Below are 16,251 nucleotides of genomic sequence, written 5' to 3'. Positions count from 1 at the left end.
TCAGTTTCCTTGTTCGAGGATGAAGAAGTCGCGGCCTTCGTGCTGGCCGCGGCGCAGCGGATTGCGGGTGCAGTAGCGGGCGTACTCGGCGTCGACGAAGCGGTAGGGCAGGTGTTCGTCGCGACCGTGCGGGATGCCCAGGCGCGGCGCCTGGATCACCCGGTTCACGGCGATGCCGCAGTCTTCGACGTAAAGGCGCTCGGGGTCGAACCGTTGTGCGTCCCAATGCGGCACTTTCAGGCCCATCGCGCGGCACAGCAGGGTCTGGCCATTGCACAGCCGCTCGGGCGGGCGCAGGTTGCCGCTGGTGTCGGGGTTGTTGAGTTGCATCTGTGCCAGGCTGTTTTCGTCGGAGAGGGCGTCGGTCCAGGGGTAGGCGGACTTGATCAGTACGGCGTTGCCCGGGCCCTGGGCGCTGAAGTTCAGCGAGTCGCCACCCCGGGCGTAATACATGTAGATGTGGCCGCCATCGAGGAACAGCGCCTTGCGCTTCTCGGTGTAGCCCAAAGAGGCGTGGCTGCCCTTGTCGGTCAGGTAGTAAGCCTCGGTCTCGATGATCCGCGCGGCCAGCCAGAGGTCGCCGTGGCGGTGGCGGATGACCTTGCCCAGCAGCTCGCGGGCGAGGGTCTGGGCATCGCGGTCGAAGAAGCTGTCGGGCAGCGCGCGGGCCGGGCAGGGGGCTGGGGCGGGCATATGGGCGGTTCGTGGCTATCGAGGCGGGGATGATAGCAATGAATGGCTTAATCAAGGCTGAATGACATCGGTGCTGGCCTTTTCGCGGGCAAGCCCGCTCCCACAGGTTGAGGGCGCCTTCACCCCTGTGGGAGCGGGCTTGCCCGCGAAAAGGCTGAACTGGATCCTGGAATTTTCGATAAGAGCGGTTACATCTTTCCTACCCATCCCCCCCAGCCATTTTCTACCATCCGCCACCCGCCGCTGGGCGTACCCGAGCGCGCCAGTTATAATCAGCCGATTTCCCCTTCGCCAAGACACCGAGCCCATGACTGAGTCCGTTCTTGACTACATGACCCGCCTGGGTCGCGCCGCCCGTGAGGCCTCGCGGGTGATCGGCCGTGCCAGCACCGCGCAGAAGAACCGCGCCCTGCAAGCCGCCGCCGATGCACTGGACGCCGCCCGCGCCGAGCTCACTGCAGCCAATGAACAGGACCTCGCCAATGGCCGTGAAAATGGCCTGGAGCCCGCGCTGCTCGACCGCCTGGCACTCACCCCTGCACGCATCGACGGCATGATCACCGGCTTGCGCCAGGTGGCCAGCCTGCCGGACCCGGTCGGCGCCATCCGCGACATGAGCTACCGCCCGTCGGGCATCCAGGTTGGCAAGATGCGCGTGCCGCTGGGGGTGATCGGGATCATCTACGAGTCGCGCCCCAACGTGACCATCGACGCCGCCAGCCTGTGCCTCAAGTCGGGCAACGCGACCATCCTGCGCGGCGGCTCCGAAGCCATTCACTCCAACCGCGCCATCGCCACCTGCATCCAGCGTGGCCTGGCCGAGGCCGGCCTGCCGCCGGCGGTGGTGCAGGTAGTCGAGACCACCGACCGTGAAGCGGTCGGCGCGCTGATCAGCATGCCGGAGTTCGTCGACGTCATCGTCCCGCGCGGCGGCCGTGGCCTGATCGAGCGCATCAGCCGTGACGCCCGGGTACCGGTGATCAAGCACCTCGACGGCATCTGCCACATCTTCGTCGATGAACACGCCGACCTGGACAAGGCCTGGCGCGTCGCCTTCAACGCCAAGACCTACCGCTACGGCATCTGCGGCGCCATGGAAACGCTGCTGGTCGACCAGCGCGTGGCCGGGCGCTTCCTGCCGGAGATGGCCCGCCGCTTCCAGGAGAAGGGCGTCGAGCTGCGCGGTTGCGAGCGCACCCAGGCGATCATCGACAGCAAACCGGCCAGCGAAGACGACTGGCACACCGAATACCTCGACGCGATCCTGTCGATCCGCGTCGTCGATGGCCTGGAGCAGGCCATCGAGCACATCAACCACTACGGCTCGCACCACACCGATTCGATCATCACCGAGCACCAGGGCCAGGCCCGGCGCTTCATGGCCGAAGTCGACTCGGCGTCGGTCATGCTCAACACCCCGACCTGCTTCGCCGACGGTTTCGAGTATGGCCTGGGCGCGGAGATCGGTATTTCCACCGACAAGCTGCACGCCCGTGGTCCGGTCGGCCTGGAAGGCCTGACCTGCGAGAAGTACGTGGTGATCGGTGACGGCCAGCTGCGCGGCCAGGAGCCGTGCTGAGTTGAGCAGCGCTTTGGCAGTCCGGCGCGTCGGCATTCTCGGCGGTACGTTCGACCCGGTGCATATCGGCCACCTGCGCAGCGCGCTGGAAGTGGCCGAGTTCATGCGCCTGGACGAGCTGCGCCTGCTGCCCAACGCCCGCCCGCCGCACCGCGACACCCCACAGGTGTCGGCTCAGGACCGCCTGGCCATGGTGCGCGACGCGGTAGCCGGAGTCGGCTGCCTGAGTGTCGATGATCGTGAACTGGCCCGCGACAAACCGTCGTACACCATCGACACACTCGAATCGATTCGTGCTGAACTGGACACGCAAGACCAGTTGTTCCTGGTGCTGGGCTGGGATGCCTTCTGCGGCCTGCCCAGCTGGCACCGTTGGGAAGAACTGTTGCAACACTGTCACATCCTGGTGCTGCAGCGCCCGGATGCCGATGTCGACCCCCCTGACGAGTTGCGCAACCTGCTGGCGGCGCGCTCGGAGAGCGATCCCACCGCCATGTCCGGCCCGGCGGGGCACATTTCGTTCGTCTGGCAGACCCCGCTCGCGGTGTCCGCCACGCAAATCCGACAGCTGCTGGCCAGCGGCAAGTCGGCGCGGTTCCTGGTGCCGGACGCAGTACTGGCCTATATCGAGGCGCACGACCTGTATCGTGCGTCCAACTGACGGCGCCAGCGAGCGCCTCATTCAACGAGTTGAACGAGTTTTATATGACCAAGCAGAAAATCAATGGCATCAGTGGCGAAGAACTGGTCGAACTGACCAAGGCCGCGCTGGAAGACGTCAAGGCCCAGGACATCCAGGTCATCGACGTGCGTGAAAAGCACAGCCTGACCGACTACATGATCATCGCCACCGGTACCTCCAACCGCCAGATCAACGCGATGCTGGAAAAGGTCCGCGAAGCGGTCAAGGCCAAGGGCGCGCAGCCGCTGGGCGAAGAAGGCAAGGGCGACAGCGACTGGGTGCTGCTCGACCTGAACGACGTCATCGTGCACATGATGACCGCCGCCGCCCGCCAGTTCTACGACCTGGAGCGCCTGTGGCTGGGTGCCGAGCAGAGCCGTGCCGCCGATGGCAAGCACCACAGCCCGGAAAACACCCACGACTATTCCGACAAGCTCAAGGATCGGGAATAAGGTCGCGCCGTGCGTCTGCGTCTGATCGCGGTCGGCTCGCGCATGCCGAAATGGGTCGAGGAAGGCTGGCATGAGTATGCCAAGCGCCTGCCCTCCGAGCTTGCGCTGGAGCTGGTGGAAATCCCGCTGAACACCCGCGGCAAGAACGCCGATGTCGCCCGCCTGATCCGTCAGGAGGGCGAGGCGATGCTGAGCAAGGTGCAGCCGGGGGAACGCATCGTCACCCTCGAGGTCCATGGCAAGCCCTGGAGTACCGAGCAGCTTGCCGGTGAGCTCGACCGCTGGCGCCTGGATGCGCGCACGGTCAACCTGATGGTGGGTGGCCCGGAAGGGCTGGCACCTGAGGTCTGTGCGCGCAGCGAGCAGCGCTGGTCGCTGTCGCCACTGACGCTGCCGCACCCGTTGGTAAGGATACTCATCGGCGAGCAGATCTACCGCGCCTGGACCGTGTTGTCCGGGCATCCCTACCACAAATGAACCTGTAAGCCCGCCCGATGCCGCAGCAGATCCGCCTCAAGGACCACGAGAAAGACGCCCGCCTGGTGCGCAACCGCGTCGTCGTGGGCGCCGTGGCGGTGGTGGCGCTCGTCTGCGTGCTGATCGCCCGGCTGTACTTTCTTCAGGTCATCCAGTACGACTACCACTCGACACTGTCGGAGAACAACCGGGTGCATGTGCAGCCGATTCCGCCAACCCGTGGGTTGATCTTCGACCGCAACGGGGTGGTGGTCGCCGACAACCGCCCCAGCTTCAGCCTGGTCATGACCCGCGAACGCGCCGGCAACCCCGGCAAGTGGCAGGAGGTGCTGGATGTGATCGTCGAAGTGCTGGAACTGACTCCGGACGATCGCGCCCTGTTCGAGAAGCGCATGAAGCAGGGGCGCCGGCCCTTCGAGCCAGTACCCATCCTGTTCGAGCTCAACGAAGAGCAGATCGCCCGCATCGCCGTGAACCAGTTCCGCCTGCCCGGCGTGGAAGTGGCCGCGCAGTTGGTGCGCCACTACCCGCAGGGTGCGCATTTTGCTCATTCCGTGGGGTATGTGGGGCGGATCAACGAGAAGGAACTCAAGACCCTCGACCCGGTGAACTACAGCGGTACCCACCACATCGGCAAGACGGGCATCGAGCGCTTCTACGAACCCGAGCTGCATGGCCAGGTCGGTTACGAGGAAGTCGAGACCAACGCCCGTGGCCGGGTGCTGCGGGTGCTCAAGCGCACCGACCCCAAGCCGGGCAAGGATATTGTCCTGAGCCTCGACATCAAGCTGCAGGAGGCCGCCGAGCAGGCGTTGGGCGGGCGCCGTGGCGCCATCGTCGCCCTCGACCCGCGCACCGGCGAGGTGCTGGCGATGGTCAGCCAACCAAGCTTCGACCCTAACTTGTTCGTCACCGGCATCAGTTTCAAGGCCTACGCCGAGCTGCGCGACTCGATCGACCGGCCGCTGTTCAACCGCGTGCTGCGCGGCCTGTACCCGCCCGGCTCGACCATCAAGCCGGCGGTGGCCATCGCGGGCCTCGACAGTGGCGTGGTCACGGCGGGCAGCCGGGTGTTCGACCCGGGCTACTACCAGTTGCCCAACTACGATCACAAGTACCGCAACTGGAACCGCACCGGCGATGGCTGGGTGGACCTGGATGTGGCGATCATGCGTTCCAACGACACGTACTTCTATGATCTTGCGCACAAGATGGGTATCGATCGACTGTCCAGCTACATGAACAAGTTCGGTATTGGGCAGAAGGTTTCGCTGGACATGTTCGAAGAGTCTCCAGGCCTGATGCCCTCGCGCGAGTGGAAGCGCGCGACCCGTCGCCAGGCCTGGTTCCCAGGTGAAACCCTGATCCTCGGCATCGGCCAGGGCTACATGCAGGCCACGCCCCTGCAGCTGGCCCAGGCTACCGCGTTGATCGCCAACAAGGGCGTGTGGAACCGCCCGCACCTGGCCAAGACCATCGAAGGCCAGCCGCCGGTGGACGAGAACCCCATGGAGAACATCGTCCTGCGTGACAAGTCCGACTGGGCCAAGGTCACCCACGGCATGGAGCAGGTGATGCACGGCGCCCGCGGCACCGCGCGCAAGGCCGCCCTCGGCTCGATCTACCGTATCGCCGGCAAGAGCGGCACCGCCCAGGTCGTGGCGATCAAGCAGGGCGAGAAGTACGACCGCAACAAACTCCAGGAACGACACCGCGACCACGCGCTGTTCGTTGCCTTCGCCCCCGCCGAAGACCCGAAGATCGTGGTCTCGGTGATGGTCGAGAACGGCGAGTCCGGCTCCGGCGTCGCCGCCCCCGTGGTGCGTCAGGTCATGGACGCCTGGCTGCTCGACGAGAACGGCCGCCTCAAGCCCGAGTTCGGCCCCGCCACAGTCGCCCAGGAACCGGCCCCGTGAAGAACAATTTCGATCGCATGCTCTCCAGCGAGGACGTGATGCGCAGGCGCGCCAGCTTCCTGCAGCGCATCCATGTCGACGGCCCCTTGCTGCTCATCCTGCTGACGCTGGCCGCCGGCAGCCTGTTCGTGCTCTATTCGGCCAGCGGCAAGAACTGGGACCTGCTGATGAAGCAGGCCAGCTCGTTCGGCATCGGCCTGGTGTCGATGTTCGTCATCGCCCAGCTCGAGCCGCGCTTCATGGCGCGCTGGGTGCCGCTGGCCTACCTGGCCGGGGTGTTCCTGCTGGTGGTGGTGGACGTGATGGGCCACAACGCCATGGGCGCCACGCGCTGGATCAACATCCCCGGGGTGATCCGTTTCCAGCCCTCGGAGTTCATGAAGATCATCATGCCGGCGACCATCGCCTGGTACCTGTCCAAGCGCACTTTGCCACCGCATTTGAAGCATGTGGCGATCAGCCTGGTGATGATCGGTGTGCCATTCATTCTTATCGTGCGCCAGCCCGACCTGGGCACGGCGCTGCTGATCCTCGCCTCCGGCGCCTTCGTGCTGTTCATGGGCGGCCTGCGCTGGCGCTGGATCATCAGCGTCATCGCCGCGGCAGTACCGGTGGCGGTGGCCATGTGGTTCTTCGTCATGCACGACTATCAGAAGCAGCGCGTGCTGACCTTCCTCGACCCGGAAAGCGACCCGTTGGGCACCGGCTGGAACATCATCCAGTCCAAGGCGGCGATCGGCTCGGGCGGGGTATTCGGCAAGGGCTGGCTGCTGGGCACCCAGTCGCACCTGGACTTCCTGCCCGAGAGCCACACCGACTTCATCATCGCCGTGTTGGGTGAGGAATTCGGCCTGGTCGGCATCTGCCTGTTGCTGATCGTCTACCTGCTGCTGATCGGCCGTGGGCTGATGATCACCGCCCAGGCGCAGACCCTGTTCGGCAAGCTGCTCGCGGGCAGCCTGACCATGACCTTCTTTGTTTATGTGTTCGTCAATATCGGTATGGTCAGCGGCCTTCTGCCCGTGGTGGGCGTGCCGCTGCCCTTCATCAGCTATGGCGGAACTTCGTTGGTGACGCTGCTGTCAGCGTTTGGCGTTCTGATGTCGATCCACACGCACCGCAAATGGATCGCGCAAGTTTGAAAAAGGTGAAGAATTCAATGCAAGCAGTGCGTAACTGGGCTGCCCGTTGTGTGCCGTGGATCGGCGCGGTGGGCCTGTTCGGCGCTGTCCAGCAGGCTGTTGCCGGCGATTACGACAACTCGCCCCAGGTGGCCGAGTTCGTCGGCGAGATGACCCGCGACTACGGTTTTGCCGGCGAGCAACTGATGGGCGTGTTCCGCGAGGTGCAGCGCAAGCAGGCGATCCTCGACGCGATCTCGCGGCCGGCCGAGCGGGTCAAACCCTGGAAAGAATACCGCCCGATGTTCCTCACCGATGCGCGGATTGCCCGCGGCGTGGACTTCTGGCGCCAGCACGAGGCCGCCCTGGCCCGCGCCGAGCAGGAATATGGCGTGCCGGCACAATATATCGTCTCGATCATCGGCGTGGAGACCTTCTTCGGTCGCAATACCGGCAACTATCGCGTCATCGATGCCCTGTCCACGCTGGGCTTCGACTACCCGCCGCGTGCCGAATTCTTCCGCAAGGAGCTGCGCGAGTTCCTCCTGCTGGCCCGCGAGGAACAGCTCGACCCACTGACGCTCAAGGGCTCCTACGCCGGCGCCATGGGCCTGCCGCAGTTCATGCCCAGCAGCTTCCGCAACTATGCGGTGGACTTCGACGGTGACGGCCACATCAATATCTGGAACAACCCGGACGATGCCATCGGCAGCGTCGCCAGCTACTTCAAGCGCCATGGCTGGGTGGCCGGCGAACCGGTTGTCAGCCCTGCCCAGGTGCGTGGCGAGCGCGTCGACGAGGGCCTGACCACTGGAATCGAGCCGGTGAAGACGGTCGGGGAGTTGCGAGCGCTGGGCTGGTCGAGCCATGATGCGTTGCGCGATGATCTGCCGGTCACCGCCTTCCGCCTGGAAGGCGAAAACGGCCCCGAGTACTGGATGGGCCTGAAGAACTTCTACGCGATCACGCGCTACAACCGCAGCGTGATGTACGCCATGGCGGTGCATCAGCTTGCGCAACAGCTGGTTCTGGCACGGGGCGTCAAGTAATGCGCGAATTCTTCACAGTGAACACCGCCAAGCTGTTGACCTGCCTCGCCGTGGGCCTGGTCCTGGCCAGCTGCTCCTCCAGCCGCCCCGCACCGCAGAGTGGTGGCAACACCGTCCGCGCGCAGCCGGGCCTGGACATCAACCGCGCCCACAAGGATGGCGCGCCCTGGTGGGATGTCGACGTCAACAAGATCCCCGACGCCACCCCGACCGTGCACACCGGCAACTACAAAGCCAACCCGTACACGGTGATGGGCAAGACTTACTACCCGATGCAGGACTCGCGCAGCTACCGCGCTGAAGGCACCGCCTCGTGGTACGGCACCAAGTTCCACGGCCAGAACACCGCCAACGGTGAGCTCTATGACCTCTACGGCATGAGCGCGGCGCACAAGACCCTGCCGCTGCCGGCCTACGTGCGGGTGACCAACCTGGCCAACGGCCGCAGCGTGATCCTGCGGGTCAACGATCGTGGCCCGTTCTATTCCGATCGCATCATCGATTTGTCTTATGCGGCAGCGAAGAAGCTCGGCTATGCCGAGATCGGCACCGCGCATGTGCGCGTCGAGGGGATCGATCCACAGCAATGGTGGGCCCAGCGTGGCCAGCAGCCACCGCTGATGCTCAAGGAGCCACAGGTGGCCCAGGCTCAGCCGATTGCGGCCAGCACCGGGCGGGTCGAGCAATGGACCCCCCCGCCGCAGCAGCACGCGGCACCCGTGGTGCCGGTGCAAGTGGGGGGTAACAACGTACCGAACGGCAACGGTGGCAGCTTCCTGCAGGTGGGCGCGTTCGCCAACCCGGATGCCGCCGAGTTGCTGCGCTCGAAGCTGAGCACCATGGTCAGCGCGCCGGTGTTCATCAGCTCCATCGTGCGCAACCAGCAGACGCTTCACCGGGTGCGCCTGGGGCCGATCAGCAGCCAGGGCGAGATCCAGCAGGCCCAGGACAGCATTCGCCTGGCGAACCTGGGGCAGGCGAAGGTCGTGACCGACTGACGCTATGTGCCGAACCCTTCGCGGGTTTGCCCGCGAAGCAGAGCACGCCGACCTGTCGGTTTGTTCATGAATTGCCGGGCAATGGCATGTACAATGCCCGTTTTTGCCCGCAGCGGCATTACGTCGCACAGTCGGGCCAGGCCACAGGCCATAAAACTAGACTGACGGGGCGCTGGGCAACCGAACCTGCCCACGAAACATCAGACCATTAGCGATTTACGAGAGACGGATGAACATCACCAACCTTGCCAAACGACTCTGCCTGCCCGTTCTGCTGCTGATCACGCCTGCCGCCTTCGCGGCGGAGCAGATGATGCCGGCACCTCCGCAACTGGCCGCCAAGTCCTACGTACTCATGGACGCGTCCAGCGGCAACGTGCTGGTCGAGAACAACGGTGACGAGCGCCTGCCGCCAGCCAGCCTGACCAAGCTGATGACCGCCTATATCGCCACCCTGGACATCCGTCGTGGCCAGATCGGCGAGAACGACCCGGTCACCGTCAGCGAGAACGCCTGGCGCACCGGTGGTTCGCGCATGTTCATCAAGGTCGGTAGCCAGGTCACCGTCAGCGACCTGCTGCACGGCATCATCATCCAGTCGGGCAACGATGCCTCTGTTGCCCTGTCCGAGCACATCGCCGGCAGCGAAGACGCCTTCGCCGACATGATGAACAAGACCGCCGGTGACCTGGGGATGGCCAACAGCCACTTCATGAACCCGACCGGCCTGCCGAACCCGGAGCACTACTCCTCGGCCCACGACATGGCCCTGCTGGCACGCGCGATCATCAACGAAGACCCCGCGCACTACGCCATCTACTCGCAGAAAGAGTTCTACTGGAACAACATCAAGCAGCCTAACCGCAACCTGCTGCTGTGGCGCGACAAGACCGTCGACGGCCTGAAGACCGGCCACACCGACGAAGCCGGCTACTGCATGGTCGCTTCGGCCGTTCGCGACGGCCAGCGCCTGATCGCCGTGGTGTTCGGTACCAACAGCGAACAGTCCCGTGCCGCCGAGACGCAAAAGCTGCTGACCTACGGTTTCCGCTTCTTCGAAACCCAGACCTTCTACCAGAAAGGCACCGAGCTGACCCAGGCTCCGGTATGGAAAGGCGCCACCAACCAGGTGAAAGCCGGCCTGGCCAACGACCTGACCATGACCATGCCTAAAGGCCAATTGAAACGCCTCCAGGCTTCGATGACCATGAACCCGCAGCTCACCGCACCGATCAATAAAGGTGACGTGATCGGCAAAGTGGAAGTCAAACTGGACGAGAAAGTCGTTCACAGTGCCGACCTCATCGCTCTCGATGGCGTGGAGGAAGGCGGATTCTTGCGCCGTATGTGGGATAGCATCCGTCTGTTCTTCTACGGGTTGTTCAACTGACACGTGACCTGCATGCCCCCGTGAACCAGGCGGGGGCGTTGTTGCTGCCACGGCTTACGAGGCCGTTTCCGCCATGAGCGAACCTGACGTCAAGTCGCACAAAATCGAATTCCCCTGCGAGGATTACCCGATCAAGGTGATCGGCGACACCGTTGTCGGTTTCCGTGACACCGTGATCGAGATCCTCAGCAAGCACGCCAAGGTCGACCTGTCGACCCTGGCCGAGCGCCAGAGCAAGGAAGGCAAGTACACCACGGTGCAACTGCATATCGTTGCCGAAAGCGAGAACCAGCTGCACGACATCAACAGTGCACTGCGTGCCACCGGCATCGTGAAAATGGTGCTGTGATGCCCGGCGTTCTCGGTTTTCGCGATCTTGGCCTGCAGCCCTATGAACCGGTGCTGGAGGCCATGCGTCGCTTTACCGAGCAACGTGGCCCCGACAGCCAGGACGAAATCTGGCTGGTGGAGCACCCTGCGGTCTTCACCCAGGGGCAGGCCGGCAAGGCCGAGCACCTGCTGATCCCGGGCGAGATCCCGGTGGTGCAGACCGACCGCGGCGGCCAGGTCACTTATCATGGCCCTGGCCAGCTGGTGGCTTACCTGCTGCTGGACGTGCGCCGCCTGAGCATTGGCGTGCGCGAACTGGTCAGCCGCATCGAGCAGACCCTGATCGACCTGCTCGCCAGCTACGGCGTGCAGGCCGTGGCCAAGCCCGATGCCCCTGGCGTCTATGTCGATGGCGCGAAGATCGCGTCCCTTGGCCTTCGAATTCGCAACGGCCGTTCCTTCCACGGCCTTGCCCTGAACGTGGACATGGACCTTGCGCCATTCCGCCGAATCAACCCCTGTGGGTATGCGGGGCTGGCCATGACCCAGCTGCGCGACCTGGCAGGCCCGATCGAACTCGACGAGGTCAGGACAAGGCTGCGCGGACAGCTGGTCAGGCACCTCGACTATGCTGAGCAGACGACCCTGACGGGCGGAATCGACTGATTATGACAACTGTGCAAGAAGCCGTGCCGAACCTGATCCCGACGCAAGACGTCACCCCCCGCCCCGCCCCGAAGAAAGTCGAGGCCGGCGTGAAGCTGCGCGGCGCCGAGAAGGTGGCGCGTATCCCGGTGAAGATCATCCCCACCGAAGAACTCCCGAAAAAACCTGACTGGATTCGCGTGCGCATCCCGGTTTCGCCGGAAGTCGACCGTATCAAGCAACTGCTGCGCAAGCACAAGCTACACAGCGTCTGCGAGGAGGCCTCCTGCCCGAACCTGGGCGAGTGCTTCTCCGGCGGTACCGCCACGTTCATGATCATGGGCGACATCTGCACCCGTCGCTGCCCGTTCTGCGACGTTGGCCACGGCCGACCAAAGCCGCTGGACCTGGATGAACCGAAAAACCTGGCCATCGCCATCGCCGACCTGCGCCTGAAGTACGTGGTGATCACTTCGGTGGACCGCGATGACCTGCGTGACGGTGGCGCCCAGCACTTCGCCGACTGCATCCGCGAGATCCGCGCGCTGTCGCCGGGCGTGCAGCTGGAGACCCTGGTCCCGGACTACCGCGGGCGCATGGACGTGGCGCTGGAGATCACCGCGCAGACCCCGCCGGACGTGTTCAACCACAACCTCGAGACCGTGCCGCGCCTGTACAAGGCCGCGCGTCCGGGTTCGGACTACGACTGGTCGCTGGACCTGCTGCAGAAGTTCAAGCAGATGGTCCCGCACGTACCGACCAAGTCCGGCCTGATGCTGGGCCTGGGCGAGACCGACGAGGAAGTCATCGAGGTCATGCACCGCATGCGTGAACACGACATCGACATGCTGACCCTGGGCCAGTACCTGCAACCGTCGCGCAACCACCTGCCGGTACAGCGCTTCGTCCACCCGGACACCTTTGCCTGGTTCGCCGAGGAAGGCTACAAGATGGGCTTCAAGAACGTCGCCTCCGGCCCGCTGGTGCGTTCGTCGTACCACGCCGACCAGCAGGCCCACAAAGCCAAGATCAAGCTCTGACGCGAGCTTGAGCGACCATGCCGATGCGCGCCGTGAGGCGGCATCGGCTTTTTTTTAGCTGCAAGTTTCAAGCGACAAGCTGCAAGGAGTGGCGCGATGAATTGTGTGGAGACCGTTGAATCCCTGTTGCCCAAGGCATTGCCCGACAATGCCTGTTTCGCCATCGTCGCGCCGGCGGGGCCGGCGCGGGTGGACGCCGACAAGGCACGCCAGTGGTTCGAACGGCGGGGCTACCGCTGCCGTCTCTATCCCGGGGTAAGCCAGGCGGATGGTTACCTGGCGGGCAGCGACCAGCAGCGCCTCCAGGACCTGCACGATGCCTTTCGCGATCCCGACGTCGACGCCATCCTCTGCATGCGTGGCGGCTATGGCAGCATGCGCCTGCTCGATGCCCTCGATTTCGAGTTGATTCGCCGCCATCCCAAGCCGCTGATCGGCTATAGCGATATCACTGCCTTGCATACGGCCATCAACCGGTATTCGGGCCTGGTTACCTTCCACGGGGCGATGCTCAACGCCGACTTGCTGGGTGGGAAGCTCGAGCCTACCGTCGATTCGTTGCTTGAGCAGCTGTGCGGACGCCTGGAGGCAGGCGATGCGATTGGCCACCCGGCAGCCTTCCCGCTCACCACGGTGGTGCCTGGAGTGGCCTCCGGGCGCCTGGTGGGGGGCAACCTGTCGATGCTGGGTGCCACGATGGGCACGCTGGCGGAAATCGATATCCGGGACGGCATCCTGTTCATCGAGGACGTCAACGAGCCGCTTTACCGGGTGGACCGCCTGCTGACCCAGCTGCGCCTGGCAGGCAGGCTGGAGGGCGTGCGAGGTGTGTTGGTAGGCGACTTCGCGGGAATTACGGTCGCATCATTGACGCCGTTGCTGCTGGATATCTTCGGGCCGCTTGGGGTACCGGTGCTGGCGGGGTGGCGCAGTGGGCATTGTGATCCGAATGTGTGCCTGCCGCTGGGGGCGAGGGTGCGGCTGGATGCCGGCCAGCAGAGGGTGGTGCTGGAGCAGGGATTGTTCAAGGCTTGAAGTGGTCGGGGCCGCTTTGCGGCCATCGCCGGCAAGCCAGCTCCTACAGGTACATGCAGGAGCCGGCTTGCCGGCGAACAGGTCTCAACGACGCAGGCTATCGAGCAGCTTGTGCGTTGGGTAGCCATCCGCCGGCCAGCCCTGCGCTTGCTGCGCGTTGCGGATGGCCTTGCGGGTATTGGCACCGATGATCCCGTCAGCATTGCCCGCCTCATGCCCGTTGGCATTGAGCAGCGTCTGCAACTCGATACGCTCGCTGCGGCTCAGCGGCAGGTCGTCCTTGGGCCAACTGCCGGCGATAAACCCCCAACCGTAGAAACGATCCCCCAGCAGGCTCACCGCCAACGCATATGAAGACGAGTTGTTGTACTTGAGGATGGCGCGGAAGTTGTCCAGCACCAGGAATGCCGGGCCGCGTGCGCCAGCCGGCAACAGCAGTGCGGCGGACAACTGGCTGCTGCCAGCGGGCAGTTGGGTGCCGGCGGGCAATTTCACGCCCAATTGCAGCCACTCGCTGACACTCTTGCGTTGGCTGCCGTCGGCCAGCCAGAAGTCGAAGCCGGCCGGCACCTGCACCTCGAAGCCCCAAGGCTGGCCACGCTTCCAGCCGGAGGCTTGAAGATAGTGGGCGGTCGACGCCAGGGCGTCGGCAGTGCTGTTCCAGATGTCGCGGCGACCGTCGCCGTCGAAGTCCACGGCATGCGTCAGGTAGGTGGTCGGGATGAACTGGGTCTGGCCCATGGCGCCGGCCCAGGAGCCGCGCATGGCGTCGGGCGGGATATCGCCGTTCTGCAGGATCTGCAGGGCGGCGATCAGCTGGTCCTGGGCGAATTGCGGGCGACGGCCTTCGTAGGCGAGGGTGGCCAGCGAGCGGATCACCGACTTGCTGCCCTGGAACTGGCCGAAGTTGCTTTCCATGCCCCAGACCGAGACCAGCACCTGGCGGTCGACGCCGTAGCGCTGTTCGATACGGCTCAGCAGTTCGCTGTTCTGTTCCAGCAGCTTCTTGCCGTTGCGCACGCGCAGGGGCGACAGGGCGCCGTCGAGATACTCCCAGACCGGGCGGGTGAACTCGGGTTGGCTGCGGTCGGCCTTGATCACGTCCATGTCCGGGGTGACGCCGAGGAAGGCGCGATCGAACAGGCTGGGGCTGATACCGGCTTGCAGGGCTTGCTGGCGGAAGCCTGCCTGCCATTGGGCGAAGGTCTGCAACGGCTGGATTTCGGTGCTGGCTTCAGGTGTGGCGCTGGGCAGGGTGACGACCGGGGCGGGCTGGGCAGGTGCCAGCGGCAGGGCGTCCGCGGCGGTGGGTTTCTCCGCGCAGGCGACGAGCAGGATGAAGCTGGTGGCAGCGATCAGCTGGCGCGGTTGCCAGCGTAGAGTGAGACGAGAGGGCATGCACAGATCCAGAATTGCAGGTCAGGTGCCGACCATACCATGCCTGCGCTTTTCATGCCCTTTCAGGCGGCCATAAAGCAAGAAGCCTCCCAATCTCTCGATTGGAAGGCTTCGCGGCGGTAGCTGCCTTTGCCCTTGTTCGGTTGTTCCTGGCGGCAGCGGAACAGCGGTTGGGCGATGATCGACTTGGCCTTGTTGGGGCCGTGCTTCTTCGGTTTCTTGCTCATGGTGGGTTCCCGGTCGGGGTGGATTTCGCGGCGGACTCTAGGCTTGTTGGCGGTAGAGGGCCAATTGATTGTGTATATGGTGCGGCAGCAGCGGTCCCTGTAGGAGCGGGTTTACCCGCGAAGAATGCGACACGGTATGTGACACCCGCTTTGCGGGTGATCGCGGCTGAAGCCGCTCCTACTCAGACGGGAGGGCCAGGCGTTGCCCTGCCATCAGCAGCGACAACCGGGTCAGGCCGGTCCAGGGTGACCCTTCGGCCTGCCCCTTGATCTGCGCGTCGATGCGCTGGGCATCCTGCAGCAGCATCGCCCAGCGCTGCGCCGAAAGGCGTTGCAGGGCCTTGCTCACGAGGGGGCGGCGCTTGTCCCACACCGGTGGCCGGGCTTGGCTGAAAGCCTTGTCGAGCGGGACGCCCTGGCTGAATTGCAGGGCCAGCCCAGCCAGCAGACGCAACTCACGGGCCAGGGCCCAGAGTATGACCGGCGGCTCGACACCTTCGCCGCGCAAGCCCTCGAGCATGCGCAGGGCATGGGCCGCTTCACCGTTGAGAATGGCGTCGACCAGGCCGAAGACATCGAAGCGGGCGCTGTCGGCGACGGCGGCCTGGACGGTTTCGACGGTGATCTGGTTGCCTTCGGCGAGCAGCTTGAGCTTCTCGATTTCCTGGGCAGCAGCCAGCAGGTTGCCTTCCACCCGCGCGGCGATCAGGTCGACCGCGTCGCGCTGGGCCGACAGGCCGGCCTGCGACAGGCGTTGGCTGATCCACTGCGGCAACTGCTGTGCGTCCACCGGCCAGATCTGCACGAACTGGCAGTGTTCGCCCTCGATCAGTGCCTTGCCCCACTTGGTTTTCTGCGCACTGCCGTCAAGCTTGGGCAGGCTGATCAGAAGCAGCGTGTCTTCGGCGGGCCTGGCGCAATACTTCATCAGCGCGGCGGCGCCTTTGTCACCCGGCTTGCCGGAGGGCAGGCGCAGTTCCAGCAGGCGGCGCTGGGCGAACAATGACAGGCTGGCGCCGGCCTGGAGCAGGTTGCCCCAGTCGAAGTTGGCGTCGGCGCTGAACACCTGGCGCTCATCGAAGCCCTGCTGGCGCGCGGCGCCGCGGATGGCATCAGCGGCCTCCTGGCACAGCAGCGGGTCGTCACCGCTGACGATGTACACGGGCGCGAGCTGGCCTTGCAGGTGCTTGTTGAGTTGGGCGGGGGACAGTTTCATAGA

At 64.7% G+C, this 16,251-nt stretch carries 17 protein-coding genes; 13 read left to right on the top strand and 4 right to left on the bottom strand.

Annotated elements, in window-relative coordinates; translation table 11 throughout:
* Positions 1–693: a DNA-3-methyladenine glycosylase gene (locus JYG34_RS22800; protein WP_213658447.1), complete on the bottom strand. Its 693-nt coding sequence runs from the start codon at positions 691–693 to the stop codon at positions 1–3.
* A gap of 307 nt (positions 694–1,000) precedes the next feature.
* Here JYG34_RS22800 and JYG34_RS22795 point away from each other — a divergent pair, with 307 nt between their 5' ends.
* From JYG34_RS22795 to JYG34_RS22735, 13 genes are all read left to right on the top strand, one after another.
* Positions 1,001–2,272, top strand: coding sequence for a glutamate-5-semialdehyde dehydrogenase (locus tag JYG34_RS22795; protein WP_213658446.1), 1,272 nt, complete (start codon positions 1,001–1,003; stop codon positions 2,270–2,272).
* Position 2,273: 1 nt separating this feature from the next.
* Positions 2,274–2,933, top strand: coding sequence for a nicotinate-nucleotide adenylyltransferase (gene nadD, locus JYG34_RS22790; RefSeq protein ID WP_213658445.1), 660 nt, complete (start codon positions 2,274–2,276; stop codon positions 2,931–2,933).
* 44 nt (positions 2,934–2,977) lie between these two features.
* On the top strand, positions 2,978–3,406 hold the full coding sequence (gene rsfS / locus JYG34_RS22785) for a ribosome silencing factor (RefSeq protein ID WP_062575306.1): 429 nt from the start codon (positions 2,978–2,980) through the stop codon (positions 3,404–3,406).
* A 9-nt stretch (positions 3,407–3,415) separates the two neighbouring features.
* Positions 3,416–3,883, top strand: a complete 468-nt coding sequence (rlmH, locus tag JYG34_RS22780; protein WP_011535845.1) for a 23S rRNA (pseudouridine(1915)-N(3))-methyltransferase RlmH — start codon at positions 3,416–3,418, stop codon at positions 3,881–3,883.
* 17 nt (positions 3,884–3,900) lie between these two features.
* A complete protein-coding gene (gene mrdA / locus JYG34_RS22775) occupies positions 3,901–5,799 on the top strand; it encodes a penicillin-binding protein 2 (RefSeq protein ID WP_213658444.1) in 1,899 nt (632 codons plus the stop codon).
* 38 nt (positions 5,800–5,837) lie between these two features.
* On the top strand, positions 5,838–6,941 hold the full coding sequence (gene rodA, locus JYG34_RS22770) for a rod shape-determining protein RodA (RefSeq protein ID WP_011535843.1): 1,104 nt from the start codon (positions 5,838–5,840) through the stop codon (positions 6,939–6,941).
* A 17-nt stretch (positions 6,942–6,958) separates the two neighbouring features.
* On the top strand, positions 6,959–7,969 hold the full coding sequence (mltB, locus tag JYG34_RS22765; RefSeq protein ID WP_213658443.1) for a lytic murein transglycosylase B: 1,011 nt from the start codon (positions 6,959–6,961) through the stop codon (positions 7,967–7,969).
* A complete protein-coding gene (locus JYG34_RS22760) occupies positions 7,969–8,967 on the top strand; it encodes a septal ring lytic transglycosylase RlpA family protein (protein WP_213658442.1) in 999 nt (332 codons plus the stop codon). Before mltB ends, JYG34_RS22760 begins: the two co-directional genes overlap by 1 nt.
* Before the next feature lie 229 nt (positions 8,968–9,196).
* Entirely contained in the window at positions 9,197–10,357 is a 1,161-nt protein-coding gene (locus JYG34_RS22755) for a D-alanyl-D-alanine carboxypeptidase family protein (RefSeq protein WP_213658441.1), read from the top strand.
* 73 nt (positions 10,358–10,430) lie between these two features.
* Complete coding sequence (locus tag JYG34_RS22750) at positions 10,431–10,706, top strand: DUF493 domain-containing protein (RefSeq protein ID WP_213658440.1); 276 nt, start codon at positions 10,431–10,433, stop codon at positions 10,704–10,706.
* Positions 10,706–11,353 (top strand): lipoyl(octanoyl) transferase LipB, encoded by a 648-nt coding sequence (gene lipB / locus JYG34_RS22745; RefSeq protein WP_213658439.1) that lies wholly within the window; start codon positions 10,706–10,708, stop codon positions 11,351–11,353. Before JYG34_RS22750 ends, lipB begins: the two co-directional genes overlap by 1 nt.
* A gap of 2 nt (positions 11,354–11,355) precedes the next feature.
* Positions 11,356–12,372, top strand: a complete 1,017-nt coding sequence (gene lipA, locus JYG34_RS22740; RefSeq protein WP_249746193.1) for a lipoyl synthase — start codon at positions 11,356–11,358, stop codon at positions 12,370–12,372.
* Between the two features lie 96 nt (positions 12,373–12,468).
* On the top strand, positions 12,469–13,407 hold the full coding sequence (locus tag JYG34_RS22735; protein WP_213658438.1) for a S66 peptidase family protein: 939 nt from the start codon (positions 12,469–12,471) through the stop codon (positions 13,405–13,407).
* 84 nt (positions 13,408–13,491) lie between these two features.
* Here the strand turns inward: JYG34_RS22735 and JYG34_RS22730 are convergent, their stop codons facing one another.
* The 3 genes from JYG34_RS22730 to holA all read right to left on the bottom strand — a co-directional run bounded on the left by JYG34_RS22730 (position 13,492) and on the right by holA (position 16,248).
* A complete protein-coding gene (locus JYG34_RS22730) occupies positions 13,492–14,805 on the bottom strand; it encodes a lytic murein transglycosylase (protein ID WP_213658437.1) in 1,314 nt (437 codons plus the stop codon).
* Between the two features lie 62 nt (positions 14,806–14,867).
* Positions 14,868–15,032, bottom strand: coding sequence for an alternative ribosome rescue factor ArfA (gene arfA, locus JYG34_RS22725; protein ID WP_011535834.1), 165 nt, complete (start codon positions 15,030–15,032; stop codon positions 14,868–14,870).
* 178 nt (positions 15,033–15,210) lie between these two features.
* On the bottom strand, positions 15,211–16,248 hold the full coding sequence (holA, locus tag JYG34_RS22720) for a DNA polymerase III subunit delta (RefSeq protein WP_213658436.1): 1,038 nt from the start codon (positions 16,246–16,248) through the stop codon (positions 15,211–15,213).
* Positions 16,249–16,251: the final 3 nt, after the last annotated feature.

Source organism: Pseudomonas entomophila, from assembly GCF_018417595.1.
GTDB classification, from domain to species: Bacteria; Pseudomonadota; Gammaproteobacteria; order Pseudomonadales; family Pseudomonadaceae; genus Aquipseudomonas; species Aquipseudomonas entomophila_C.
This window is presented reverse-complemented; position numbering and strand designations above follow the sequence as displayed.

Excerpts from the sequence above, each read along its gene's own strand:
- JYG34_RS22735 (WP_213658438.1), top strand. The coding sequence starts at position 12,469 with ATGAATTGTGTGGAGACCGTTGAATCCCTGTTGCCCAAGGCATTGCCC.
- rsfS (WP_062575306.1), top strand. The coding sequence starts at position 2,978 with ATGACCAAGCAGAAAATCAATGGCATCAGTGGCGAAGAACTGGTCGAA.
- JYG34_RS22760 (WP_213658442.1), top strand. The coding sequence starts at position 7,969 with ATGCGCGAATTCTTCACAGTGAACACCGCCAAGCTGTTGACCTGCCTC.
- arfA (WP_011535834.1), bottom strand. The coding sequence starts at position 15,032 with ATGAGCAAGAAACCGAAGAAGCACGGCCCCAACAAGGCCAAGTCGATC.
- lipA (WP_249746193.1), top strand. The coding sequence starts at position 11,356 with ATGACAACTGTGCAAGAAGCCGTGCCGAACCTGATCCCGACGCAAGAC.
- JYG34_RS22795 (WP_213658446.1), top strand. The coding sequence starts at position 1,001 with ATGACTGAGTCCGTTCTTGACTACATGACCCGCCTGGGTCGCGCCGCC.
- JYG34_RS22750 (WP_213658440.1), top strand. The coding sequence starts at position 10,431 with ATGAGCGAACCTGACGTCAAGTCGCACAAAATCGAATTCCCCTGCGAG.
- mltB (WP_213658443.1), top strand. The coding sequence starts at position 6,959 with ATGCAAGCAGTGCGTAACTGGGCTGCCCGTTGTGTGCCGTGGATCGGC.
- holA (WP_213658436.1), bottom strand. The coding sequence starts at position 16,248 with ATGAAACTGTCCCCCGCCCAACTCAACAAGCACCTGCAAGGCCAGCTC.
- lipB (WP_213658439.1), top strand. The coding sequence starts at position 10,706 with ATGCCCGGCGTTCTCGGTTTTCGCGATCTTGGCCTGCAGCCCTATGAA.
- rodA (WP_011535843.1), top strand. The coding sequence starts at position 5,838 with ATGCGCAGGCGCGCCAGCTTCCTGCAGCGCATCCATGTCGACGGCCCC.
- mrdA (WP_213658444.1), top strand. The coding sequence starts at position 3,901 with ATGCCGCAGCAGATCCGCCTCAAGGACCACGAGAAAGACGCCCGCCTG.
- JYG34_RS22730 (WP_213658437.1), bottom strand. The coding sequence starts at position 14,805 with ATGCCCTCTCGTCTCACTCTACGCTGGCAACCGCGCCAGCTGATCGCT.
- JYG34_RS22755 (WP_213658441.1), top strand. The coding sequence starts at position 9,197 with ATGAACATCACCAACCTTGCCAAACGACTCTGCCTGCCCGTTCTGCTG.
- JYG34_RS22800 (WP_213658447.1), bottom strand. The coding sequence starts at position 693 with ATGCCCGCCCCAGCCCCCTGCCCGGCCCGCGCGCTGCCCGACAGCTTC.